Annotated in this window: 14 protein-coding genes and 2 tRNA genes; 3 read left to right on the top strand and 13 right to left on the bottom strand. The window is 45.1% G+C overall.

What is annotated here, in order from left to right; translation table 11 throughout:
* The first annotated feature begins 75 nt into the window (after positions 1 to 75).
* The gene (locus B0180_RS09220; RefSeq protein ID WP_078256650.1) at positions 76 to 876 is read left to right on the top strand and encodes a sulfite exporter TauE/SafE family protein; all 801 of its coding nucleotides are present in this window, start codon (positions 76 to 78) and stop codon (positions 874 to 876) included.
* A 92-nt stretch (positions 877 to 968) separates the two neighbouring features.
* Here B0180_RS09220 and B0180_RS09215 read toward each other — a convergent pair.
* Positions 969 to 1,044: transfer RNA gene (locus B0180_RS09215), tRNA-Phe, on the bottom strand.
* Positions 1,045 to 1,331: 287 nt separating this feature from the next.
* Here B0180_RS09215 and B0180_RS09210 point away from each other — a divergent pair.
* Positions 1,332 to 1,490 carry a DUF1328 family protein gene (locus B0180_RS09210; RefSeq protein WP_049237842.1) on the top strand — a complete coding sequence of 53 codons (159 nt, stop codon included), beginning with the start codon at positions 1,332 to 1,334 and terminating at the stop codon, positions 1,488 to 1,490.
* Between the two features lie 119 nt (positions 1,491 to 1,609).
* On the opposite strand, the gene B0180_RS09205 is transcribed toward B0180_RS09210, so the two are convergent.
* A complete protein-coding gene (locus B0180_RS09205) occupies positions 1,610 to 3,784 on the bottom strand; it encodes a carboxy terminal-processing peptidase (protein WP_078256649.1) in 2,175 nt (724 codons plus the stop codon).
* A 234-nt stretch (positions 3,785 to 4,018) separates the two neighbouring features.
* On the opposite strand from B0180_RS09205, the gene nagZ reads away from it, so the two are divergent.
* On the top strand, positions 4,019 to 5,095 hold the full coding sequence (gene nagZ, locus B0180_RS09200) for a beta-N-acetylhexosaminidase (RefSeq protein WP_078256648.1): 1,077 nt from the start codon (positions 4,019 to 4,021) through the stop codon (positions 5,093 to 5,095).
* 149 nt (positions 5,096 to 5,244) lie between these two features.
* On the opposite strand, the gene gorA is transcribed toward nagZ, so the two are convergent.
* From gorA to B0180_RS09145, 11 genes are all read right to left on the bottom strand, one after another.
* Positions 5,245 to 6,615: a glutathione-disulfide reductase gene (gorA, locus tag B0180_RS09195; RefSeq protein ID WP_078256647.1), complete on the bottom strand. Its 1,371-nt coding sequence runs from the start codon at positions 6,613 to 6,615 to the stop codon at positions 5,245 to 5,247.
* 106 nt (positions 6,616 to 6,721) lie between these two features.
* Positions 6,722 to 7,954, bottom strand: a complete 1,233-nt coding sequence (serA, locus tag B0180_RS09190; protein ID WP_233424965.1) for a phosphoglycerate dehydrogenase — start codon at positions 7,952 to 7,954, stop codon at positions 6,722 to 6,724.
* A 209-nt stretch (positions 7,955 to 8,163) separates the two neighbouring features.
* Positions 8,164 to 12,402: a DNA-directed RNA polymerase subunit beta' gene (gene rpoC / locus B0180_RS09185; RefSeq protein ID WP_078256646.1), complete on the bottom strand. Its 4,239-nt coding sequence runs from the start codon at positions 12,400 to 12,402 to the stop codon at positions 8,164 to 8,166.
* A gap of 81 nt (positions 12,403 to 12,483) precedes the next feature.
* The gene (gene rpoB / locus B0180_RS09180; RefSeq protein WP_078256645.1) at positions 12,484 to 16,575 is read right to left on the bottom strand and encodes a DNA-directed RNA polymerase subunit beta; all 4,092 of its coding nucleotides are present in this window, start codon (positions 16,573 to 16,575) and stop codon (positions 12,484 to 12,486) included.
* A gap of 420 nt (positions 16,576 to 16,995) precedes the next feature.
* Entirely contained in the window at positions 16,996 to 17,370 is a 375-nt protein-coding gene (gene rplL / locus B0180_RS09175) for a 50S ribosomal protein L7/L12 (protein WP_049237832.1), read from the bottom strand.
* Positions 17,371 to 17,427: 57 nt separating this feature from the next.
* Positions 17,428 to 17,931 carry a 50S ribosomal protein L10 gene (rplJ, locus tag B0180_RS09170; protein ID WP_049237830.1) on the bottom strand — a complete coding sequence of 168 codons (504 nt, stop codon included), beginning with the start codon at positions 17,929 to 17,931 and terminating at the stop codon, positions 17,428 to 17,430.
* Between the two features lie 309 nt (positions 17,932 to 18,240).
* Positions 18,241 to 18,942 (bottom strand): 50S ribosomal protein L1, encoded by a 702-nt coding sequence (gene rplA, locus B0180_RS09165; protein ID WP_064609843.1) that lies wholly within the window; start codon positions 18,940 to 18,942, stop codon positions 18,241 to 18,243.
* Positions 18,942 to 19,373 carry a 50S ribosomal protein L11 gene (gene rplK, locus B0180_RS09160; protein ID WP_049237827.1) on the bottom strand — a complete coding sequence of 144 codons (432 nt, stop codon included), beginning with the start codon at positions 19,371 to 19,373 and terminating at the stop codon, positions 18,942 to 18,944. Before rplK ends, rplA begins: the two co-directional genes overlap by 1 nt.
* 101 nt (positions 19,374 to 19,474) lie before the next feature.
* The gene (gene nusG / locus B0180_RS09155; RefSeq protein WP_064618493.1) at positions 19,475 to 20,005 is read right to left on the bottom strand and encodes a transcription termination/antitermination protein NusG; all 531 of its coding nucleotides are present in this window, start codon (positions 20,003 to 20,005) and stop codon (positions 19,475 to 19,477) included.
* Positions 20,006 to 20,025: 20 nt separating this feature from the next.
* Positions 20,026 to 20,499 (bottom strand): preprotein translocase subunit SecE, encoded by a 474-nt coding sequence (gene secE / locus B0180_RS09150; RefSeq protein ID WP_078256644.1) that lies wholly within the window; start codon positions 20,497 to 20,499, stop codon positions 20,026 to 20,028.
* A gap of 63 nt (positions 20,500 to 20,562) precedes the next feature.
* A tRNA-Trp gene (locus B0180_RS09145) sits at positions 20,563 to 20,638 on the bottom strand.
* Between the last annotated feature and the right edge of the window lie 97 nt (positions 20,639 to 20,735).

The raw sequence follows: 20,735 nt of genomic DNA, 5'->3' as shown, positions 1-20,735 counted from the left end.
TATTACAATTCAACACAAACAAAATAAAATTGCGTTATAATAGCATAAATTTAAAGAAATAATGGATGAATGTCGATGATTTATCTTTGGTTTGCGACAGCAGGCATTGTTGCTGGGCTGTGCGCAGGATTATTTGGTGTGGGCGGTGGCATGGTGATTGTGCCTGCATTGATCTGGATTTTGGCAGCATATGGCATGCCAACCGACATCGTACCTCATGTCGCCGTTGGCACAGCGCTTGCGACGATTATTTTAACTTCCATTAGCTCAATGAGCGCACACCATAAGCGCGGTGGGGTGCGTTGGGAAATTTTTAAGAATATGGCAAAAGGGCTGGTGCTTGGCAGCTTGGTGGGGGCATGGATTGCCACCTTGATTGACGGCGCAGTTTTGCAAGCCATTTTGGGTGGCGGGGCGGTTTTAGTGGCAATAAAAATGCTATTTTTCCCTAACCAAGAACGCCCAGGCGTGCCACCACCGCCACCTTATCAACAAGGACTTGCGGGGATTATCATTGGGATTTTATCCGCGATCTTTGGCATAGGGGGTGGTAGCTTAACAGTTCCTTATCTGAGCCAAAACGGCGTACCGATGCGTCAAGCTGTGGGTACTTCGGCGGCGTGTGGCTTGCCGATCGCCATCGCCGGTGCGCTTGGATTCATCTGGTTTGGTCATCGCGGCGGCGCGGTTGCGGATGTGGACGGCTTGATTGGCTTTGTACACATTGGCGCATTTGTCACAATCAGCATTCTCAGCTTTATCATGGCAAAAGTCGGTGCCAAATTGGCTCATGCTCTGCCTGCCCAAACCCTTAAGCGAGCTTTTGGTGTGCTTTTGATGATTGTAGGCGTGCAGCTGATTGTCAGCGGATTGTAATATTGCTTATAAAAAGCATCAGCGATAGACTGATGCTTTTTAATGTACTGAACAACCAAAAAACCCCAAGCATTTGCTTGGGGTTTTTAATATGGTGGCGAGAGGCAGGATCGAACTGCCGACACACGGATTTTCAATCCGTTGCTCTACCAACTGAGCTATCACGCCGAATTGCTGCATATTAAACCAAAATTTCATCAACTTGTCAAGAAAAATGTGTGCAAGATTGCACTTTGTATTATATTGTCAGGTTTGTGCACTGATACGCACAAGTTATTACACAATCTTTGTTTAATTTCACACAGCTTACAATTTATCAGTATTTATAATAAAACGATTCCTCTAAAATAACTTCTAAGAATACAAGGAAGCATACCACTTTCTTTTTCATCAAAACCCCAAACTGGCAATTATACACTTATTGGACCAATGCCAGTCATTATAAGGAGAATCATATGTTTCGCTGGGCTATTATTTTTGCTATTATCGCTGTCATCGCAAGTTTCTTAGGATTTGGTAATATTGCAGGTTTAACCAAAGAGTTTGCCTATATCTTCTTGATCATCGCTGTCATCTTGTTTATCGTTGGCTTTATCGGTGGTCGCCGTAGGTAATTGCTACATAAACCATTATCTTAAAGATAGTTAAAATAAAAAGTCTGTCATTGCGGCAGACTTTTTATTTTTGATTCACTTTTCTTGATTTGCCAAACTTGGCAAGTCATACCAGCAAATTATCGCTCGGCATCAAACATCAGGCGCGCCGCCTCAAGCACATAAACCTCACTTTCAGGCAGCTTTGGGCGCTCGTTTTCTTTCATGGCGCCACGTTCTTCAGCCATCGCCTCTAGGTTGGCTTGATACGTTGACCAATTGGCAAATGGTGTCTCGCCTGTGGCTTGTCTGCGCGCATTTTCGGCAGCCAACGTACGGTTTTCAATCAGCTGTAATTTGGCACGACGTTTTTGTAAATTGATCTCGGTCGGTTGTTTGTCATCATCAAGCGCACGAATGGCATTGAGTTCAGACAAATATCTAAACTGCGGATCGCTTGCTTGGCGCGCTTTTGACTGCTCATTGAGTGAGCTTAACAGGCTTGGCGAATATTTGCCAGCAGCTTGATAATTCGTTGACTCAATGGTATCCCAAGGCAGCGGATTTTTATATTCACGCTCGCCAAATTCAATACCTTCATAGATATTGACCAGTTCAACATCAGGCACCACCCCTTTGGTCTGAGTACTGCCGCCATTGACACGATAAAATTTACGCTGCGTCAATGTCACTGAACCAAGCGCCACATCGTCACGCTGAGTCTGAGCAGTCCCTTTACCAGTAGTCGTACTACCTACCACCAAGCCTAGTCCATAGTCTTGGATCGCCGCAGCAAAAATCTCACTGGCAGATGCCGAGCCAAGATTAACCAGTACAGACAATTTACCATCATACAACTGGCGACCGCCGTCTTTATCTTCAAAGACTTGTACATTGCCTCGATTATCACGAATCTGCACCAAAGGACCTTCTTTGATAAACATACCAAGCATTTTTGCCACTTCATCGAGCGAGCCACCTGGATTATGGCGCAGATCGACCACCAAGCCGTCGATACCTTGAGCGGTCAGGGCTTTGAGCGCTTTTTCGGTGTCGTTGCTGACACTGCGATACTGACTGGCGTCTACACCTTCGCGGCGCGCTTTAAAGTTCAGATAAAAACTTGGAATCTCAATGACGCCAACTTTTTTTATGCCGCCATCATAAGGCATCTCAATCACCCGATGCTGCACACCTGATTCTTCTTGCTGAATGACATCACGCACTAAGGTGACGGTTCTGGCTTGTGAATCTGGCGTATTAGGCTGTTTGACCTTGACGGTCACTTCAGTACCGCGAGCGCCACGGATCAAAGCGACGATCTCTTTGGTGCTATAGCCGATGGTATCAACCATTTCACCTTGGGCTTGTGCCACGCCGATAATCAAATCATTGGCCAAAATTTGACCTGACTTGGCAGCCGGTCCACCATCTACAAGGCTGACAATGCGAATGTAGTCCGGATTTTTACGATCAGGGCGAATCGAAACGCCAATCCCTTCAAGCTGTAAACTGGTCTGAATTTGGATGTCTTGGGCTTGAACTGGGGCATAATAATTGCTGTGCGGATCATAGGCTGTGGTCGCCGCATCAAGAACTGCTTCCATGATTTCGTCATTTTTAAGTCGCTCAAGCTGCTCTTCTTGGCGCTTAAGACGATTTAACAAAATCTCTTTGGGTGTGCGACTTTCTGCCTTGACCAAGTCTTGACCACGCGCCAATTCAGGATTGTCTAGATACGCTTGGTCTTTGGCTTTGTCGTCTTCTTGATTGAGCATGATGGTAATCAGTGACAGCGCTGTCTGATTTTTCCAATAGTCAAGCTGCTCTTGTTTGGTTTGAAAACGCGGTGCATCTTCGCGATCAAGCGTGATGCGCTTATCGGTATATAAATCAATGTCGGTATCCAAATATGATTTGGCAGCGCTAAAGTATTCAAAAGATCGCGTACGAAAACGCTCAAAAATCTCAATGCCTGGTATCATATCACCGCGCATCAGATAAGCGGTGTAAGTGTTGCCGTATTTATTGGTAAATTCGTCCACATCAGACTGTAAAAACAACGTGCGATTTGGATCAAGCTTATCAAAATACATCTGTAAAATGACTTTGCCCATATCTGCATCCAGCCGTTGATCATTATAATGCGCTCGATCAAGCAATATGGCAATCTGCCGAGCCGTCACTCGCTGCTCAGGTGTCTGCATAAATGCGGCACGATCGGATGCTTGAGCAAGCGAAGAAAAACTGCTTACAAACAACGCACATGCCACCGCGCCAGCCACGCCTGATAAAAGATATTGTTGTTTTGACATATCCACATCCTGATGTTAGATGATTAAAAAAAACAGGTAAAAAACCCAAAATATCCGCTATCTTAACACAAAAAACACAAAGTTTTTTTACCTAAGTGCTAGTTTTTGTGCAACTGCCTTAAGCAATCGTTACAAAGTCGCTACTTGGGTATGAAAATTGGCGCTCCCTTCTCTTTTCATCTTAATTTCATGGCATAATAAGCACCAGACGACTGATTAAGCAAGGAGTTTTTTGTGGCAAAAGGCGTGATTATGGCGGATATCACCGCCAAGACATTGGATGATAAAGATCGTGCGTTATTATCGCATCCAGAAGTTGGCGGTATTATTTTGTTTGCGCGTAATGTTGAGTCGCCTGCGCAAGTGCGTGCGCTCACCGATTCGATACGAGAAATCAATCCAAGCGTGCTCATCGCAGTCGATCAAGAAGGCGGGCGTGTGGCACGATTTCGCTCTGGATTCTCACCCCTGCCTGCCATGGGTAAATTGGGTAAATTATATGATCTAAATCCTGCTGATGCTCTATCATTGGCGTATGACTGCGGCTATTTGATGGCGTGTGAAGTTTTGGCGGTCGGTGTGGATTTTAGTTTTGCACCAGTGCTTGATATAGACGGGGCAAGTCTTGTGATCGGTGATCGTGCTTTTCATACAGATCCAGATGTCATCGTGGCGTTATCCAAGCAATTTATGAAAGGCATGAAAGATGCTGGTATGGCAACCACTGGTAAGCATTTTCCAGGTCATGGCTCCATCGCTCCTGACTCACACGTTGCCGATGCGATCGACGACAGAAGCTTTGATGAGATTATGCATCACGACACTCAAACCTTTATCCAAACCTTAGATCAGCTTGATGCGCTCATGCCTGCCCATGTGATTTTTAGGCAAGTTGATGATAAGCCTGCAGGATTTTCCAAACTCTGGATTCAAGATATCGTGCGTAATCAACTTGGGTTTGATGGCGTGATTTTTTCGGATGATTTATGTATGAAAGCAGCGCACATCGCAGGGGATGTGGATGCGCGTGTGCTTGCCGCGCTAGAGGCAGGCTGTGATATGGCGCTGGTGTGCAATCATCGAGACGGGGCATTGCTTGCCATCAAAGCCGCTCAAAGCTTGGCAGATCAGCCGCAACATCGATTTGGGCGCATGAAAGGGAAAATCCCAGATTGGCAAGGCAGCTTGGAAGCCACTTGTCGCCAATTTCCGCTTTGGCAGGCTGTCAAAGATCGTGTGCAAAAAGCCTTTTTTGAAGACAATCAAGAAAGCTTAGCCAAAGACCCAACAGCTTATACCAAGACTTTTTAATCAGCCTTTAAACTTTAAATATAAGACATGAATATCAAAGGATGAAATTTTTAGGCATTTAAAGACAAGCACTTAAAATAGTTATTGAAAATCGCCATCAAAAAGCCCATGGGCGACCCCCATGGGCTTTGATCATTTATAAACCACCATCAGCGCATGGTCACAAACTCTTCAGCACCTGTTGGGTGAATGGCGACAGTATTATCAAAATCCGCCTTGGTCGCACCCATCTTCATTGCAACGGCAAACCCTTGGATCATCTCATCCACCCCAAAGCCAATGCCATGCAGTCCGATGATCTTTTGCTCATCGCCTAGGCACACAAGCTTCATTCGGCACGGCTCACGATGTGCCGTCACCGCACTATACATGGGCGTAAAGTTTGAGGTATAGACTTTGATGTTGTCAGCACCATAGTGCTCAATCGCCGAAGCTTCGCTTAAGCCTACCGTCCCAATCGGCGGATGACTGAAAATCACCGTGGGCACTAAGCTATAATCCAAATGCTCATCTGGTTTTTGATTAAACAGTCTTTCTGACAATCTACGCCCTGCTGCCACTGCCACCGGTGTCAGCTCAATGCCATTTTCGATAATATCCCCAACCGCATAAATGCCTTCAATGTTGGTGTTTTGAAATTTATCGACAATGATTTGACCTTTGGCATTGGTCTTGACACCAACACCATCCAGATTAAGCTGATCTGTGGCAGGCTTACGCCCCACCGCCCAAATTACACAGTCCGCAGTTTGCTCACGACCATCTTCTAACACCACGGTCAATGAGTTGTCGTCATTTTGGATGATCTGCTTTGGATTGGCTTGGGTGTGTAGCGTGATGCCGTCTTTTTGCATGACATCGACCAACACTTCAACGATGCCAGCATCAAATGAGCGTAAAGGTTTATCACCACGAACCATCAGATGCGTTTGGACACCCAAGCTATTTAGCACGCCTGCTACTTCCACCGAAACGTAGCCTGCACCAATCACCGCGACGCGCTTTGGCAATTCATTCAAAGCAAAAAAACCATCCGAATCGATGCCATATTCTGCACCAGGAATTTGGGGCTTAACTGGCTGACCGCCTGTCGCAATCACAATATGATCAGCGGTAATTTGCTCTGTTGTGCCATCTTCATAAGAAACTTCGATGGTGTTTTTGTCAATAAAGCGTCCAAACCCTTTAATCAGATCCACACCGTTTTTGGTGAAAACATTTTGGTATGACTGGTGAATGCGCCCAATATAAGCTTGGCGCGATTCGATCAATCGCCCAAAATCAAACTGCTTAACTTCGACATCAAAACCATAATCCGGTGCGTATTTATGAATCGCCCCAGACACTTGGGCAGCATACCACATGACTTTTTTTGGCACGCAGCCGACATTGACACAAGTACCGCCAACTTGATGCGCTTCGATGATGGCGCATTTTTTGCCGTATTGAGCGGCACGGTTGATAGAAGCAATGCCACCAGAACCCCCGCCGATGGCGATATAATCATAATGTTTGCTCATAATTTCCCCTTAATAACCCTTATTATGATGCCATTGTATCATAAAAACACAAAGCCGCTCTATCAAAAAGCGGCCTTGTCATTATCACTACTATTGATAAAATCAATCAAAACAGAACGCGAACTCGGATGGTCTCCGGCACAGCACGCAGGCGCGCCAAGGCTTTTTCTGAATCGTTATCATCCACATCCATCACCAAGTAGCCCACATCTCCTTTGGTCATCAAAGACTGTGCCGCGATGTTGATGCCTGCATCAGCAAACGAAGCATTGACTTGCGACAAGACACCTGGAACGTTGCGGTGAATGTGCAGCAAGCGATGCGTGCCATCAGTAAATGGAATGGAGACATTCGGGAAGTTGACGGCACTGGTGGTGTCACCTTGATCAGAATAGCGCACAAACTTTTCGGCGACTTCAAGACCGATATTGGCTTGAGCTTCTTGAGTTGAGCCACCGACATGCGGCGTCAAGATCACATTATCAAAGGCGCGTAGTGGTGATTCAAACTCTTCGTCGGCTGATTTTGGCTCTTTTGGGAATACGTCAATTGCCGCACCAAGAATCTTTTTACTCTCAAGCGCCGCTGCCAAAGCATCGATATCCACACATCCGCCGCGCGCAGCGTTGATGAAAAACGCCCCATCTTTCATTTGCGCAAACTCTTTGGCAGTCATCATGTTGCGCGTACTTGGCAAATCAGGCACATGCAGGGTAACGACATCCGCCTTAGATAATAGTTCTTCTAGACTACCAACTTGCACTGCATTACCCAGTGGCAGCTTAGTGATGACGTCATGATAAATAACTTTCATACCCAAACTTTCGGCAAGCACTGACAACTGAGAGCCGATTGAGCCATACCCGACGATACCCATGGTCTTGCCACGCACTTCATAGCTGTCTTTGGCAGACTTATTCCAGCCGCCGCGATGCACGACAGCATTTTTTTCAGGCACGCCGCGCATGAGCATGATGGTTTCAGCAAGCACCAGTTCCGCCACAGAGCGCGTGTTTGAATAAGGCGCATTAAATACAGGAATGCCCAGCTCAAGTGCCGCCTCTAGATCAACTTGGTTGGTGCCGATGCAGTAGCAGCCGATGCAGATCAGTTTTTCAGCAGCTTCAAGCACCTTGCGCGTCAGCTGAGTGCGCGAGCGGATACCAATAAAATGTGCGTCTTTGATCTTCTCGATCAACTCAGCCTCATCAAGCGCTGATTTGATGTATTCAATATTTGTATAGCCGGCGTCATTGAGTACTTTTAGTGCATTTTCATGAACGCCTTCAAGTAGCAAAAAGCGGATTTTATCTTTATTTAACGATAAGGTCATGAGAATATCCTTGCAGGTGACAGTCAAAAGTATAGTTATACACCCATTAATACAAATTTGCAATATATTCACAAACTTGCAAATGTAAATTATCAGACAATTTTTGGACTGTATGACTGAAAATACCGATAAGGGCTTTGGCTGGATTATACAGCTTCATTTTAGCCCAAAAAACAAAAGCCCGTTCCTAGAAACGAGCCTTTGAACATATACGCTTACTCTTGAGAGCCCAGCTCATCAGCGAATGCTTTGGCAAAACTGTCTTCAACACTCAAATTATCTTCTGAAGTCGCAGACGGCTCAGCTGCCATGGCTGACAACAGCTCATCAACCTGAACGGTTTCGCTGCTGGCATTTTGAGCTTTACGCTGGCGAGCTTGATGATACGCCAAGCCAGTACCTGCTGGGATCAAGCGACCCACAACGACGTTTTCTTTCAAGCCAGACAAGTCATCCACTTTACCCATCACCGCAGCGGCGGTTAAGACACGGGTAGTTTCTTGGAACGAGGCTGCCGAGATAAAGCTTTCGGTCGCCAAGCTTGCTTTCGTGATACCCAAAAGCTGACGCTCATATTGCACAGGGAATTTGCTATTAGCAACCAATTCTGCATTCAATGCGCGAATCTTTGAATATTCAGCTTGATCGCCTTTGAAGTAGCTTGAGTCACCACCATCAATGACTTCAACTTTGCGCAGCATCTGACGCACGATGACCTCAATGTGCTTGTCGTTGATTTTTACACCTTGTAAGCGATAAACTTCTTGCACTTCATTGACAATGTAATTTGCCAGTGCTGTCTCACCTTTTAGGCGTAAAATATCATGCGGATTTTGAGGTCCATCAGAAACCACCTCACCACGTTCAACAGTTTCACCCTCAAAGACGTTGATTTGACGCCATTTTGGAATCAACTCTTCATGCACATCACCATCTTCATTGGTGATGATAAAGCGGTTTTTACCTTTGGTTTCTTTACCAAAACTGACCACGCCACTCATCTCAGCCATAATGGCATGATCTTTTGGACGTCGTGCTTCAAACAAGTCAGCAACACGCGGTAGACCACCGGTAATATCTTTGGTACCTGAGGTCGCCTGTGGGACACGGCCAAGTACCGAACCTGCTGTGACATGCTCACCTTCAGAGACGCGGATGATGGTTTCGTTTGGTAAGAAATAAACCACTTCTTTACCTTCATCGGTATCCAAGATGATCGCAGGACGCAAATCTTTGGCAACGCTTGGGCGATCTTTACTGGTCAAGATTTCAAATGAGCTCACACCCGTCATCTCATCCACCTTAACTGTCGCGGTCATACCATCGGTAATGTCGCTAAAGCGTGCGGTACCTGAGAACTCTGTAATGATCGGATGGGTGTGCGGATCCCATTTGGCGATCACTTGTCCTGCTTCAACGGCATCTGTGTCGCGCACCAAGACGCTTGAGCCATAAGGTACTTTATAGCGCTCACGCTCACGACCTTGATCATCAGCCACACCAATCTCTGCCGAACGAGAAACCACAACCAAATGACCATCGGCATGTTCAACCGTTTTCATATTATGAAAACGAACCGAACCTGAATTACCAACCGATACGCTGTTATCAACAGAAGCCGCAGACGCGGCACCACCAACGTGGAACGTTCGCATGGTCAACTGAGTACCTGGCTCACCAATTGACTGTGCTGCCATCACACCTACAGATTCGCCAATATTGACCAAATGACCACGAGCCAAATCACGACCATAACATTGGGCACAGACGCCCTGAGTGGCTTCACAAGTAATGACCGAGCGCACATACACTTCATCAATTGCATTGGCATCTAGCTTTTCAACCAATCGCTCGTCAATCAAAGTACCTGCAGGCACGACCACTTCGCCATCTGTATTCACCACATCTTTGGCAGCGACACGCCCAAGCACACGATCACCCAAGCGTTCAACAATTTCACCACCATCAATCACAGGTGTCATGCGCTGACCTGCATCCGTACCACAGTCATCTTGGGTGATGACCAAATCTTGCGCCACATCAACCAAACGACGGGTCAGATAACCTGAGTTTGCTGTTTTCAAGGCGGTATCTGCCAAGCCTTTACGGGCACCGTGCGTTGAGATGAAGTACTGAAGTACCGTCAAGCCTTCACGGAAGTTGGCTTTAATTGGTGTTTCGATAATTGAGCCATCTGGCTTAGCCATCAGACCACGCATACCTGCAAGCTGACGAATCTGCGTTGCACTACCACGAGCACCTGAGTCAGCCATCATATAAATTGAGTTAAATGACTTTTGAGTTTCGGTCTCACCGTCTGCGTTGGTTACCTCGTCTTTAGACAGGTTATCCATCATCGCATTCGCAATTTTATCTGAAGTACGCGCCCAAATATCAACAACTTTGTTATAGCGCTCACCTGCAGTCACAAAGCCCTGCTCAAATTGCTGCTCAATGTCGCGGACTTCGGCATCGGCTGTATCCACGATTTGCTTTTTGGTTGGTGGAATAACCATATCTTCCATACCAATCGAAATGCCCGACAAAGTCGCTTGAGCAAATCCCAAATACATCAGATGGTCAGCAAACATGACCGATTCTTTAACGCCCAGTTTGCGATAGCATGAGTTTAAAAGCTTAGAGATGTTTTTCTTGGTCATCTCAGTATTACATTCGCTAAACGCCATACCTTCTGGCATGATATTCCAGATCAGCAAGCGGCCAGCTACCGTATCTTGGATGCTAGTACGGCTGGTTTTTTCGCCTGTTTTTTCATCCAAAATCGTCTCAGCCACGCGAACTTTAATCTTGGCATTGACTGATAAATCATCTGAACCAATTGCTCTCAAGGCTTCGTTCACGGTACTAAATACCATGCCTTCACCTTTGGCGTTGACACTGCCGCGGCTGATGTAATACAGGCCCAAAACGACGTCTTGAGAAGGTACGATGATCGGCTCACCGTTTGCAGGCGACAAGATGTTGTTGGTTGACATCATCAAGGCGCGAGCCTCAAGCTGAGCTTCCAAAGTCAGCGGTACGTGAACCGCCATTTGGTCACCGTCAAAGTCAGCGTTAAACGCAGCACACACCAAAGGATGTAGCTGAATTGCTTTACCTTCAATCAGCACAGGCTCAAACGCTTGTAGACCCAAACGGTGAAGCGTTGGCGCACGGTTAAGGAGCACAGGATGTTCACGAATGACCATCGCAAGCATATCCCAAACAGCTGGCTCTTCGCGCTCAACCATTTTCTTGGCAGCTTTAATGGTGCTGGCAATGCCGTTTTGAAGCAGTTTGGCATAAGTAAATGGCTTGAACAGCTCAAGTGCCATTTTCTTTGGCAAGCCGCACTGATGCAAACGCAGTGTCGGACCAACCACGATCACCGAACGTCCAGAATAGTCTACGCGCTTACCAAGTAGGTTTTGACGGAAACGGCCTTGCTTACCTTTAATCATGTCAGCAAGTGATTTTAATGGGCGCTTGTTAGACCCTGTAATCGCGCGACCACGGCGACCATTATCTAGTAGTGCATCGACCGCTTCTTGTAGCATACGCTTTTCGTTACGCACAATGATGTCAGGCGCATTCAGCTCTAGCAGGCGCTTCAAACGATTATTACGGTTGATCACACGGCGATACAAATCGTTCAGGTCTGACGTTGCAAAACGACCACCTTCAAGCGGCACCAAAGGACGCAAATCTGGTGGTAACACAGGTAATACGGTCATCACCATCCATTCAGGCTTGTTGTTTGAGTCGCGGAAAGACTCAAGCAGCTGCAAGCGCTTAGACATTTTTTTGAGTTTGGTCTCAGAGCCAGTTTGTGGAATTGCGGTGCGAAGTTCATCAATTTCGCCATCCACATCGATATCACGCAGCAAGTCTTGAACCGCTTCAGCGCCCATCTTAGCAATAAACTCATCGCCATATTGCTCAAGCGCATTAAAATACTCTTCATCATCCAACAGCTGATATTTTTCAAGACTGGTCATGCCAGGATCGGTCACGATGTAGCTTTCAAAATAAAGCACGCGCTCAATGTCACGCAACGTGATATCTAATAGAAGACCGATACGGCTAGGCAATGATTTTAAGAACCAAATATGAGCAACTGGAGAGGCAAGCTCAATATGACCCATGCGCTCACGGCGAACCTTAGCCGCAGTCACTTCAACACCGCAGCGCTCACAAATAATACCTTGGAATTTACGGCGCTTATATTTGCCACACAAGCACTCAAAATCTTTGACAGGGCCAAAGATTTTGGCACAGAATAAGCCATCACGCTCAGGCTTAAAGGTGCGGTAGTTAATGGTTTCTGGCTTTTTAACCTCGCCATGCGACCAAGATTTGATTGCCTCAGGTGATGCCAAAGAAATTTGAATGCTATCAAATTCTTTTACACCATTGTCAGCAGGGCCTTTCATGATATCTAATAAATCTTTCAAAAGGTTTCTCCGTTGTATTCGTCGTAATCTTTACGCCCAGTGATCATTTGATCACTGGGTAGTTTTGGTCTTGGGCTTTGGTTACTTCTTTTCTTTTAAGTCAATGTTGATACCCAGCGAGCGGATCTCTTTGGTTAGGACATTGAACGACTCTGGCATACCAGGATTCATATACTGCTCACCATCGACGATGTTCTTATACATACGCGTACGACCTTCAACATCGTCCGACTTAACCGTCAGCATCTCTTGCAGGGTGTAAGTTGCACCATAAGCTTCAAGTGCCCAGACCTCCATCTCACCAAAACGCTGACCACCGAATTGTGCTTTACCGCCCAATGGCTGCTGAGTCACAAGCGAGTACGAACCTGTCGAACGCGCGTGCATCTTATCATCCACCAAGTGGTTTAGCTTCAGCATATACATATAGCCAACTGTAACAGGGCGATCAAATTTCTTACCTGTGCGGCCATCATATAGCGTTTGTTGACCTGTGGTTGATAGATCAGCTAAGCTTAGCAGCTCTTTGATTTGAGTTTCTTCAGCGCCATCAAATACCGCTGTGCCCATAGGTACGCCATCTTTTAGATTTTGGCATAGCGCTAACAAATCTTCATCAGACAAGCTGTCCAAATCCACTTGCTCACCGCCAACTTGGTTATAAATCTTATCTAAGAATTCACGCAGTTGAGCGATGCTGGCTTGGGCACGCAGCATGCCATTAATCTTATCACCCAGACCTTTGGCTGCCATACCCAAATGGGTCTCTAGCACCTGACCGATGTTCATACGCGATGGTACGCCCAATGGGTTTAGCACGATGTCAACAGGATTGCCATTTTCATCATAAGGCATGTCCTCAACTGGCATGATGCGCGACACAACCCCTTTGTTACCATGGCGACCTGCCATCTTATCACCTGGCTGGATACGACGCTTAACTGCCAAATAAACCTTCACGATCTTTTGGACGCCATGCGCCAAGTCATCACCTTGGGTTAATTTGCGTTTTTTCTCGGTAAATTTGTTATCGATGTCTTTTTGCTTATCACTTAAGAATTCAGCAATCTGACCCAAACGCTCCGATACCTCCTCTTCAGCAGGCTGGATATCTAGTAAGCTTTCAAGTGACAAGTTTTCGATATCTGCAGCGCTTAGAACTGTACCCGCTTTAAAGCCTGCACCGCCGCTGACTTTTTTGCCTTCTAGCAGGCTCAAAATACGGCCTTTTGCTGCTGCTTCAAAAATCACCAATTCTTCTTTTAAGTCTTTACGATAATCGTCAAGCATGGCTTTTTCGATAGACTTAGCGCGGCTGTCTTTTTCAAGGCCGTCGCGTGTGAAGACTTGCACATCAATCACCGTACCTTTGGTTGATGATGGCACACGTAAAGATGTGTCTTTAACGTCGGCAGCTTTTTCACCAAAAATGGCACGAAGCAGCTTTTCTTCTGGAGTGAGCTGACTTTCGCCTTTTGGAGTCACTTTACCAACCAAAATGTCGCCAGCATCAACTTCTGCACCGATATACACGATACCCGCTTCATCAAGATTTGCCAGCGCAGCTTCACCAACGTTTGGAATATCGCCTGTGATTTCTTCAGGACCAAGCTTGGTATCACGAGCCACACAAGTTAGCTCTTGGATATGAATGGTAGTAAAGCGATCTTCTTGAACCACGCGTTCAGATAATAAAATCGAGTCTTCGAAGTTATAACCATTCCAAGGCATGAATGCCACGCGCATATTTTGACCCAGTGCAAGCTCACCAAGATCGGTTGACGGACCATCAGCCAAGATATCGCCACGTGCGATTTCATCGCCTTCATTGACGATGACACGCTGGTTAATACAGGTGTTTTGGTTTGAGCGAGTGTATTTAATCAAATTATAAATATCGATACCTGCCTCACCTGCCGTCATCTCGTCTTCATTGACACGCACGATGATGCGACTGGCATCAACTTCTTCGATCACACCGCCACGCTTAGCAACCACACAAACCCCTGAGTCACGCGCCACGTGACGCTCCATACCTGTTCCCACAAGCGGCTTATCACTGCGCAGTGTTGGAACTGCCTGACGCTGCATGTTTGAGCCCATCAAGGCACGGTTTGCGTCATCATGTTCCAAGAATGGAATCAGACCTGCTGCTACCGATACTACTTGACGCGGTGAAACATCCATATGAGTGACTTTATCAGCACTCATACGCACAAATTCGCCGTCATGACGGACACTGACCATCTCTTCGGTCAGCTCACCTTGATCATTCATCGGTGAGTCAGCTTGTGCGATCACCATGCCCACTTCTTCGATGGCAGAAACGTATTCAATTTCATCGGTCACACGACCATCAACCACGCGTCTGTACGGTGTCTCTAGGAAGCCAAAGTTATTTGTTTTGGCAAAAGTCGCCAGAGAGTTGATCAAGCCAATGTTTGGACCTTCAGGAGTTTCAATGGGACAAACACGTCCATAGTGGGTGGTGTGAACATCACGAACCTCAAAGCCTGCGCGCTCACGCGTCAAGCCACCTGGACCCAATGCTGACACACGGCGCTTATGCGTGATCTCAGATAGCGGGTTGTTTTGGTCCATAAACTGCGATAGCTGACTTGAGCCGAAGAACTCTTTGATAGACGCTGCCACAGGTTTTGAGTTGATCAAATCTTGAGGTGATAAATTGTCAGAATCAGCGGTCGTCAAGCGCTCTTTAACAGCACGCTCGACACGCGCCAAACCGATACGGAACTGGTTTTCAGTCATTTCACCCACAGAGCGAATACGGCGGTTACCCAAGTGGTCGATATCATCAACTTCGCCGCGACCATTACGGATCTCGATCAATTCTTTTAAGACATCAACAATATCTTGATTCGATAAAACGCCTTGCTCGCGCTGCACATCCATATCGTCAGTGTCAATGAACTCACGACCCAAGCGACGGTTGAATTTCATACGACCCACATTAGACAAGTCGTAACGGTCTTGGCTAAAGAACATGGATTCAAAAAGCTTTTCAGCAGTCTCAAGCGTTGGCGGCTCACCTGGACGCATCACTTTATAGATTTCGATCAGCGCCTCTTCACGAGTCAAAATGGTGTCAGCGCGTAGTGTATCGGCGATATACGCACCATGATCGATATCATTTGTGAATAAAATCTTAAATGATTGAATATTCTTTTCAGCAAGTTTTACCAAAATTTCATGGTCAATCAAGGTATTAGCACGCACCAAAACCTCATCCCCAACCACGATATCCTCGCCAATGATACGCTCATACAAGTATTCATCAGGCACAGCCAGCTTAGTCATACCAGCATCTAGGATTTGCTTAACACGGCGTGCGTTGATACGCTGACCTTGTTCAACAATCACCTTACCATCAGGACTTACGATGTCAAACTGAGCCATCTCGCCTTTTAAACGATCAGCAATCAGTTCAATTTCAAATGATTCAGCACCTTTAAATACTTCTACTTTTTCAAAGAATTGGTCTAAAATTTGAGCGGTATCCATGCCAATGGCACGTAAAATAATGGTTGCCAATAGCTTACGACGACGGTCAATACGCGCATACACCAAATCTTTGGCATCAAATTCAAAGTCAAGCCAAGAACCACGATAAGGAATAATGCGCGCGTTATAAAGTACTTTACCGCTTGAGTGCGACTTGCCTTTATCATGATCAAAGAAAACACCAGGTGAGCGATGCAGCTGAGAGACGATGACACGCTCGGTACCGTTAATAATAAAAGTACCATTATCCGTCATCAATGGGATTTCGCCCATATAAACACTTTGTTCACGGACGTCTTTAATGGCAGTTTTGTTTTCTTTATCCTTGATAACGAGGCGAATTTTTACACGCAAAGGTGCTGCAAAGGTTGAGCCGCGCATGATACATTCGCGCTCATCAAACTCAGGCTCACCTAAGTAATACTCAACGAATTGTAATTGAGCATTCCCAGAGTGGCTTTCGATCGGGAAAATTGAAGAAAAAGCCGCTTGTAAACCAATATTGGCACGAGCTTTTGGTTTTTTATGCTCTTGTAAGAATTGCTCATAAGAATCCACTTGGATGGCAAGCAGATAAGGCACATCCATGACATCTGGAAGCTTTGAAAAACTTTTGCGAATACGTTTCTTTTCGGTATAAGAATATGCCATTAAGATTCCTTAGACTAATTTAAAAATATGCTGCCAAAGAGGCAAACACTGCCAAAGAATTTCTCTATTTAGATAGATAAATTCAAAAATATGAAAGAATCATTGCGATTCTTGAGATAAGCACCCATTTTTTGAACTCTACAAAGGAAAATCGCACAGAAATAAAACAGACAGACACAACAAATCGCCAAATACCGTTCAGTATCTAGCAAGTCACTGTTAATGATAGGTAAGTCGTTCAGCTTGCATGGGTGCGTTTGTCCTTTTGGAATGTGTTTCTATTCCGCTGTAAGAACAGATACACAAAAGGTCAAATACTTAATTATAATAAAAAAAAGCCAATAATGCAATACATTATCGGCTTTTTTGAAAAATAATTTTTAAATAGCTGTCTATATGACTGGCAGCAATTTAGGGAAATTATTTAAGGTCAACGCTTGCGCCAGCTTCTTCAAGCTTCTTCTTAAGCTCTTCAGCTTCAGCTTTAGATGCCGCTTCTTTAACAGTTTGTGGCGCACCTTCAACTAGGTCTTTGGCTTCTTTTAGACCTAGACCAGTAACTTCACGCACAACTTTAATAACAGCAACTTTCTTATCGCCTGCGCTGGTTAGAACAACGTCAAACTCGTCTTTTTCTTCAGCCGCACCGCCAGCATCGCCGCCAGCTGCTGGAGCTGCTGCTAGAGCTGCTGCAGATACGCCAAACTTCTCTTCCATCGCAGAGATAAGCTCAACGATTTCCATGACTGATTTTTCCGCGATTGCGTCTAAGATTTGTTCATTAGTTAGTGACATAGCAATTATTCCTAAATAAAGGTATGAGAGTAAATAAATTTAAAATGTTACGGTAAATTAAGCCGCTTCTGATTCCATCTTATCACGAAGTGCAGCTAAAGTACGTGCAAGTTTGCCCGCTGCTGCTTCTTTCATAGTACCCATCAGACGTGCGATAGCTTCGTCGTAAGTTGGTAGGGTAGCTAGGCGATCGATAGATTTTGCGTCAATAAATTCACCTTCAAAAGCTGCGCCTTTGATTTCGAACTTGTCATTGGTCTTTGCAAATTCTTTGAACAAACGTGCTGCTGCACCTGGATGCTCATTTGAAAATGCGATTAGTGTAGGACCAACGAATACATCGTTCATGCACTCAAAAGAGGTGTCAGCTAGAGCACGACGCAACAAAGTGTTACGTACAATGCGCATATCAACACCTGCTTCACGAGCAGCTTTACGAAGTTCGGTCATCTTTGCTACTGTAACGCCGCGCGAGTCGGCAACTACAGCAGAGAGCGCACCTTTGGCAGCTTCATTTACTTCAGCAACAATTGCTTGTTTGTCTTGAAGATTTAGTGCCATGGGTTGTCTCCAAAATTATTGCTAAAAATACCACAAAAGCAATAAGCCAAATTCACAAACACCTAAGGATGTTTGAACCATTACGGCGACAATACAGTCTCACCGTCTGCGTAGGCAGGTTTCCCTATTAGATTGCCGAGCAATACCTACGGTCTTAGACAGCACAACCCGTTGTGCTGAACTAATAAATATTAAATTGTTAAACTTTTTTGATGGCTAAAATCGATTTTAGCCATCAAAAGTTGCATTATTATAATCAATAAAATTTTAAAATCAAGTTAAATATTAGAATTTAACCCAACGCATTGATTACTTATTAACGCGGTGTGGTACTGGATCAATTGCGATACCAGGACCCATGGTGCTAGACAGTGTGATCTTCTTGATATAAATACCTTTAGAAGTTGCTGGTTTAGCACGCTTAAGATCATTTAATAAAGCTGTTGCGTTTTGCTCGATTTGCTCAGCAGTAAAGCCAACCTGACCGATAGAAGCATGAATAATACCTGCTTTATCAACACGATACTGAGCCTGACCTGCTTTAGTATTTTTTACTGCAGTAGCGACGTCAGCAGTTACAGTGCCAACTTTTGGGTTTGGCATCAAACCACGTGGACCAAGAATGGTACCCAACTGACCTACGACGCGCATCGCATCAGGTGATGCAATCACAACATCAAAATCCATGTTGCCAGCTTTGATGCTTTCTGCTAGGTCTTCAAAACCAACGACATCAGCACCTGCTTCTTTAGCAGCATCAGCGGCAGCGCCTTGTGCAAATACTGCAACACGCTTAGTTTTACCAGTACCCGCAGGTAGATTGGTTGCGCCACGAACAACTTGATCAGATTTACGTGGATCTACACCCAAGTTAATAGCGATGTCAATTGACTCTTTGAATTTTGCTGCTGGCAAATCATTCAAAATTGCAACGGCTTCTTCGATGGTGTATAGCTTGTTGCTGTCCACACGATCTTTAATTAATTGTTGACGCTTAGTTAGCTTAGCCATTACACACCCTCCACAGTAATACCCATTGAGCGAGCAGTACCTGCAATGGTACGGATTGCCGCTTCAAGTTCAGCAGCGGTTAAATCTGCTTGCTTGGTTTTTACGATTTCTTCAAGTTGATCACGGTTTACAGTACCAACTTTCGACGTGTTAGGAGTGCTTGAGCCTTTTGCAATACCAGCTGCTTTACGCAATAAAACCGCCGCAGGAGGAGATTTCATCACAAAAGTGAATGACTTGTCATTAAAAACGGTAATTACAACAGGAATAGGTAAGCCTGGCTCAATATTTGCAGAAGCAGCATTGAACTCTTTACAGAATGCCATGATGTTCACGCCTTTTTGACCCAATGCTGGACCAATTGGTGGCGATGGATTTGCCTTACCGGCAGGCACTTGTAGCTTGATGTAGCCATCAATCTTCTTTGCCATGAGAATCTCTCCAATAACGGGTAATAACGCTAAATAGCTCCCCAGGTTAATAACAAGCTCTAGACTAGTACCCAGAGCCGAAACCGCATATTATACGGTAATTAATTAATCTTTTCAACCTTATTAAATTCAAGCTCAACTTCAGTTGGACGATTAAATACGCTGACGGTCAAATGTAATTTTGACTTATCATAATCCACTTTCTTAACAAGTCCTTTGAAATCTGTAAATGGACCGTCAATGACCAACACCTCTTCGCCAGGCTCAAACATGGTTTTTGGACGCGGCGCATCACCAGTTTTATTAATACGATTTAAGATTCGATCCGCTTCAATCTGAGTAATTGGTGCAGGATGCTCTGGTGTACCACCGATAAATCCTGTGATATTTGGGCAAGATCTAACAATATGCCAAGTATCTTCGTTCATTTCCATATTGATCAGGACATACCCTGGGAAAAGTTTTTGCTGCGTTGTGCGCTTTTTGCCTTCACGCATTTCAACAACTTCTTCAGTCGGTACAAGCACATCACCAAACTTATCGGCAAATTCACTGCGCTTAATGCGCTCAATCAAAGAACGCTGAACTTGATTTTCATAACCAGAGAACGCTTGAATGATATACCAACGCATTTTATACCCTTTTTAATTACTTAAATAACAAAGCCAACAACGTAGCTAAAGAACATATCCAACAACCAAATGATAATTCCAAAAACTATCATCATCAAAATCACTTGCCAAGTATAACGAACAGTCTCATCTTTGGTTGGCCATGTCACACGGCGCAGCTCAATACCCGCATCTTTTAACAATGTTTTGAAAGCCGATCCTTGATTGGTAAATGCCAGACAAATAAAGCCAAATACAACCAAGCTTACCGTAATAGCAATCTGCATCCAAACATTATTGGCAGGCGCCCAATACCTTGGCAAATATTGAGACACCAAAGTTGCCGAAATCATGGCGATGATGGCAACCAACCACAAAAGCATATCTTTTGGTGAACGCTTTTTAGCAACCTCTACCACACTCTCTTTTGAAACGGTGATTGGGGTTTTGGTATGTCGTGAGCCAGATGCTGAAGTTTCAGATTGGATATCCAAATTGTCTTTATTATCGCTCATGCAGGGACTTGCCTTGGAATGACCAATTTTTATGAAGTTAAAAGAATGGTATGAAGAATAAGATGGCAGGCGATGAGGGACTCGAACCCCCAACCCTCGGATTTGGAGTCCGATGCTCTACCAATTGAGCCAATCGCCTAGGGTGTTAAGGACTGCTATTATAGCAAACTTTTTATTTTTTGCAAGTATTTTATCTAAAAAAATCCAACCACTCCTCCATAAGAAAAACCAAACCC

The organism is Moraxella canis, assembly GCF_002014965.1.
Classification (GTDB): domain Bacteria; phylum Pseudomonadota; class Gammaproteobacteria; order Pseudomonadales; family Moraxellaceae; genus Moraxella; species Moraxella canis.
This window is presented reverse-complemented; position numbering and strand designations above follow the sequence as displayed.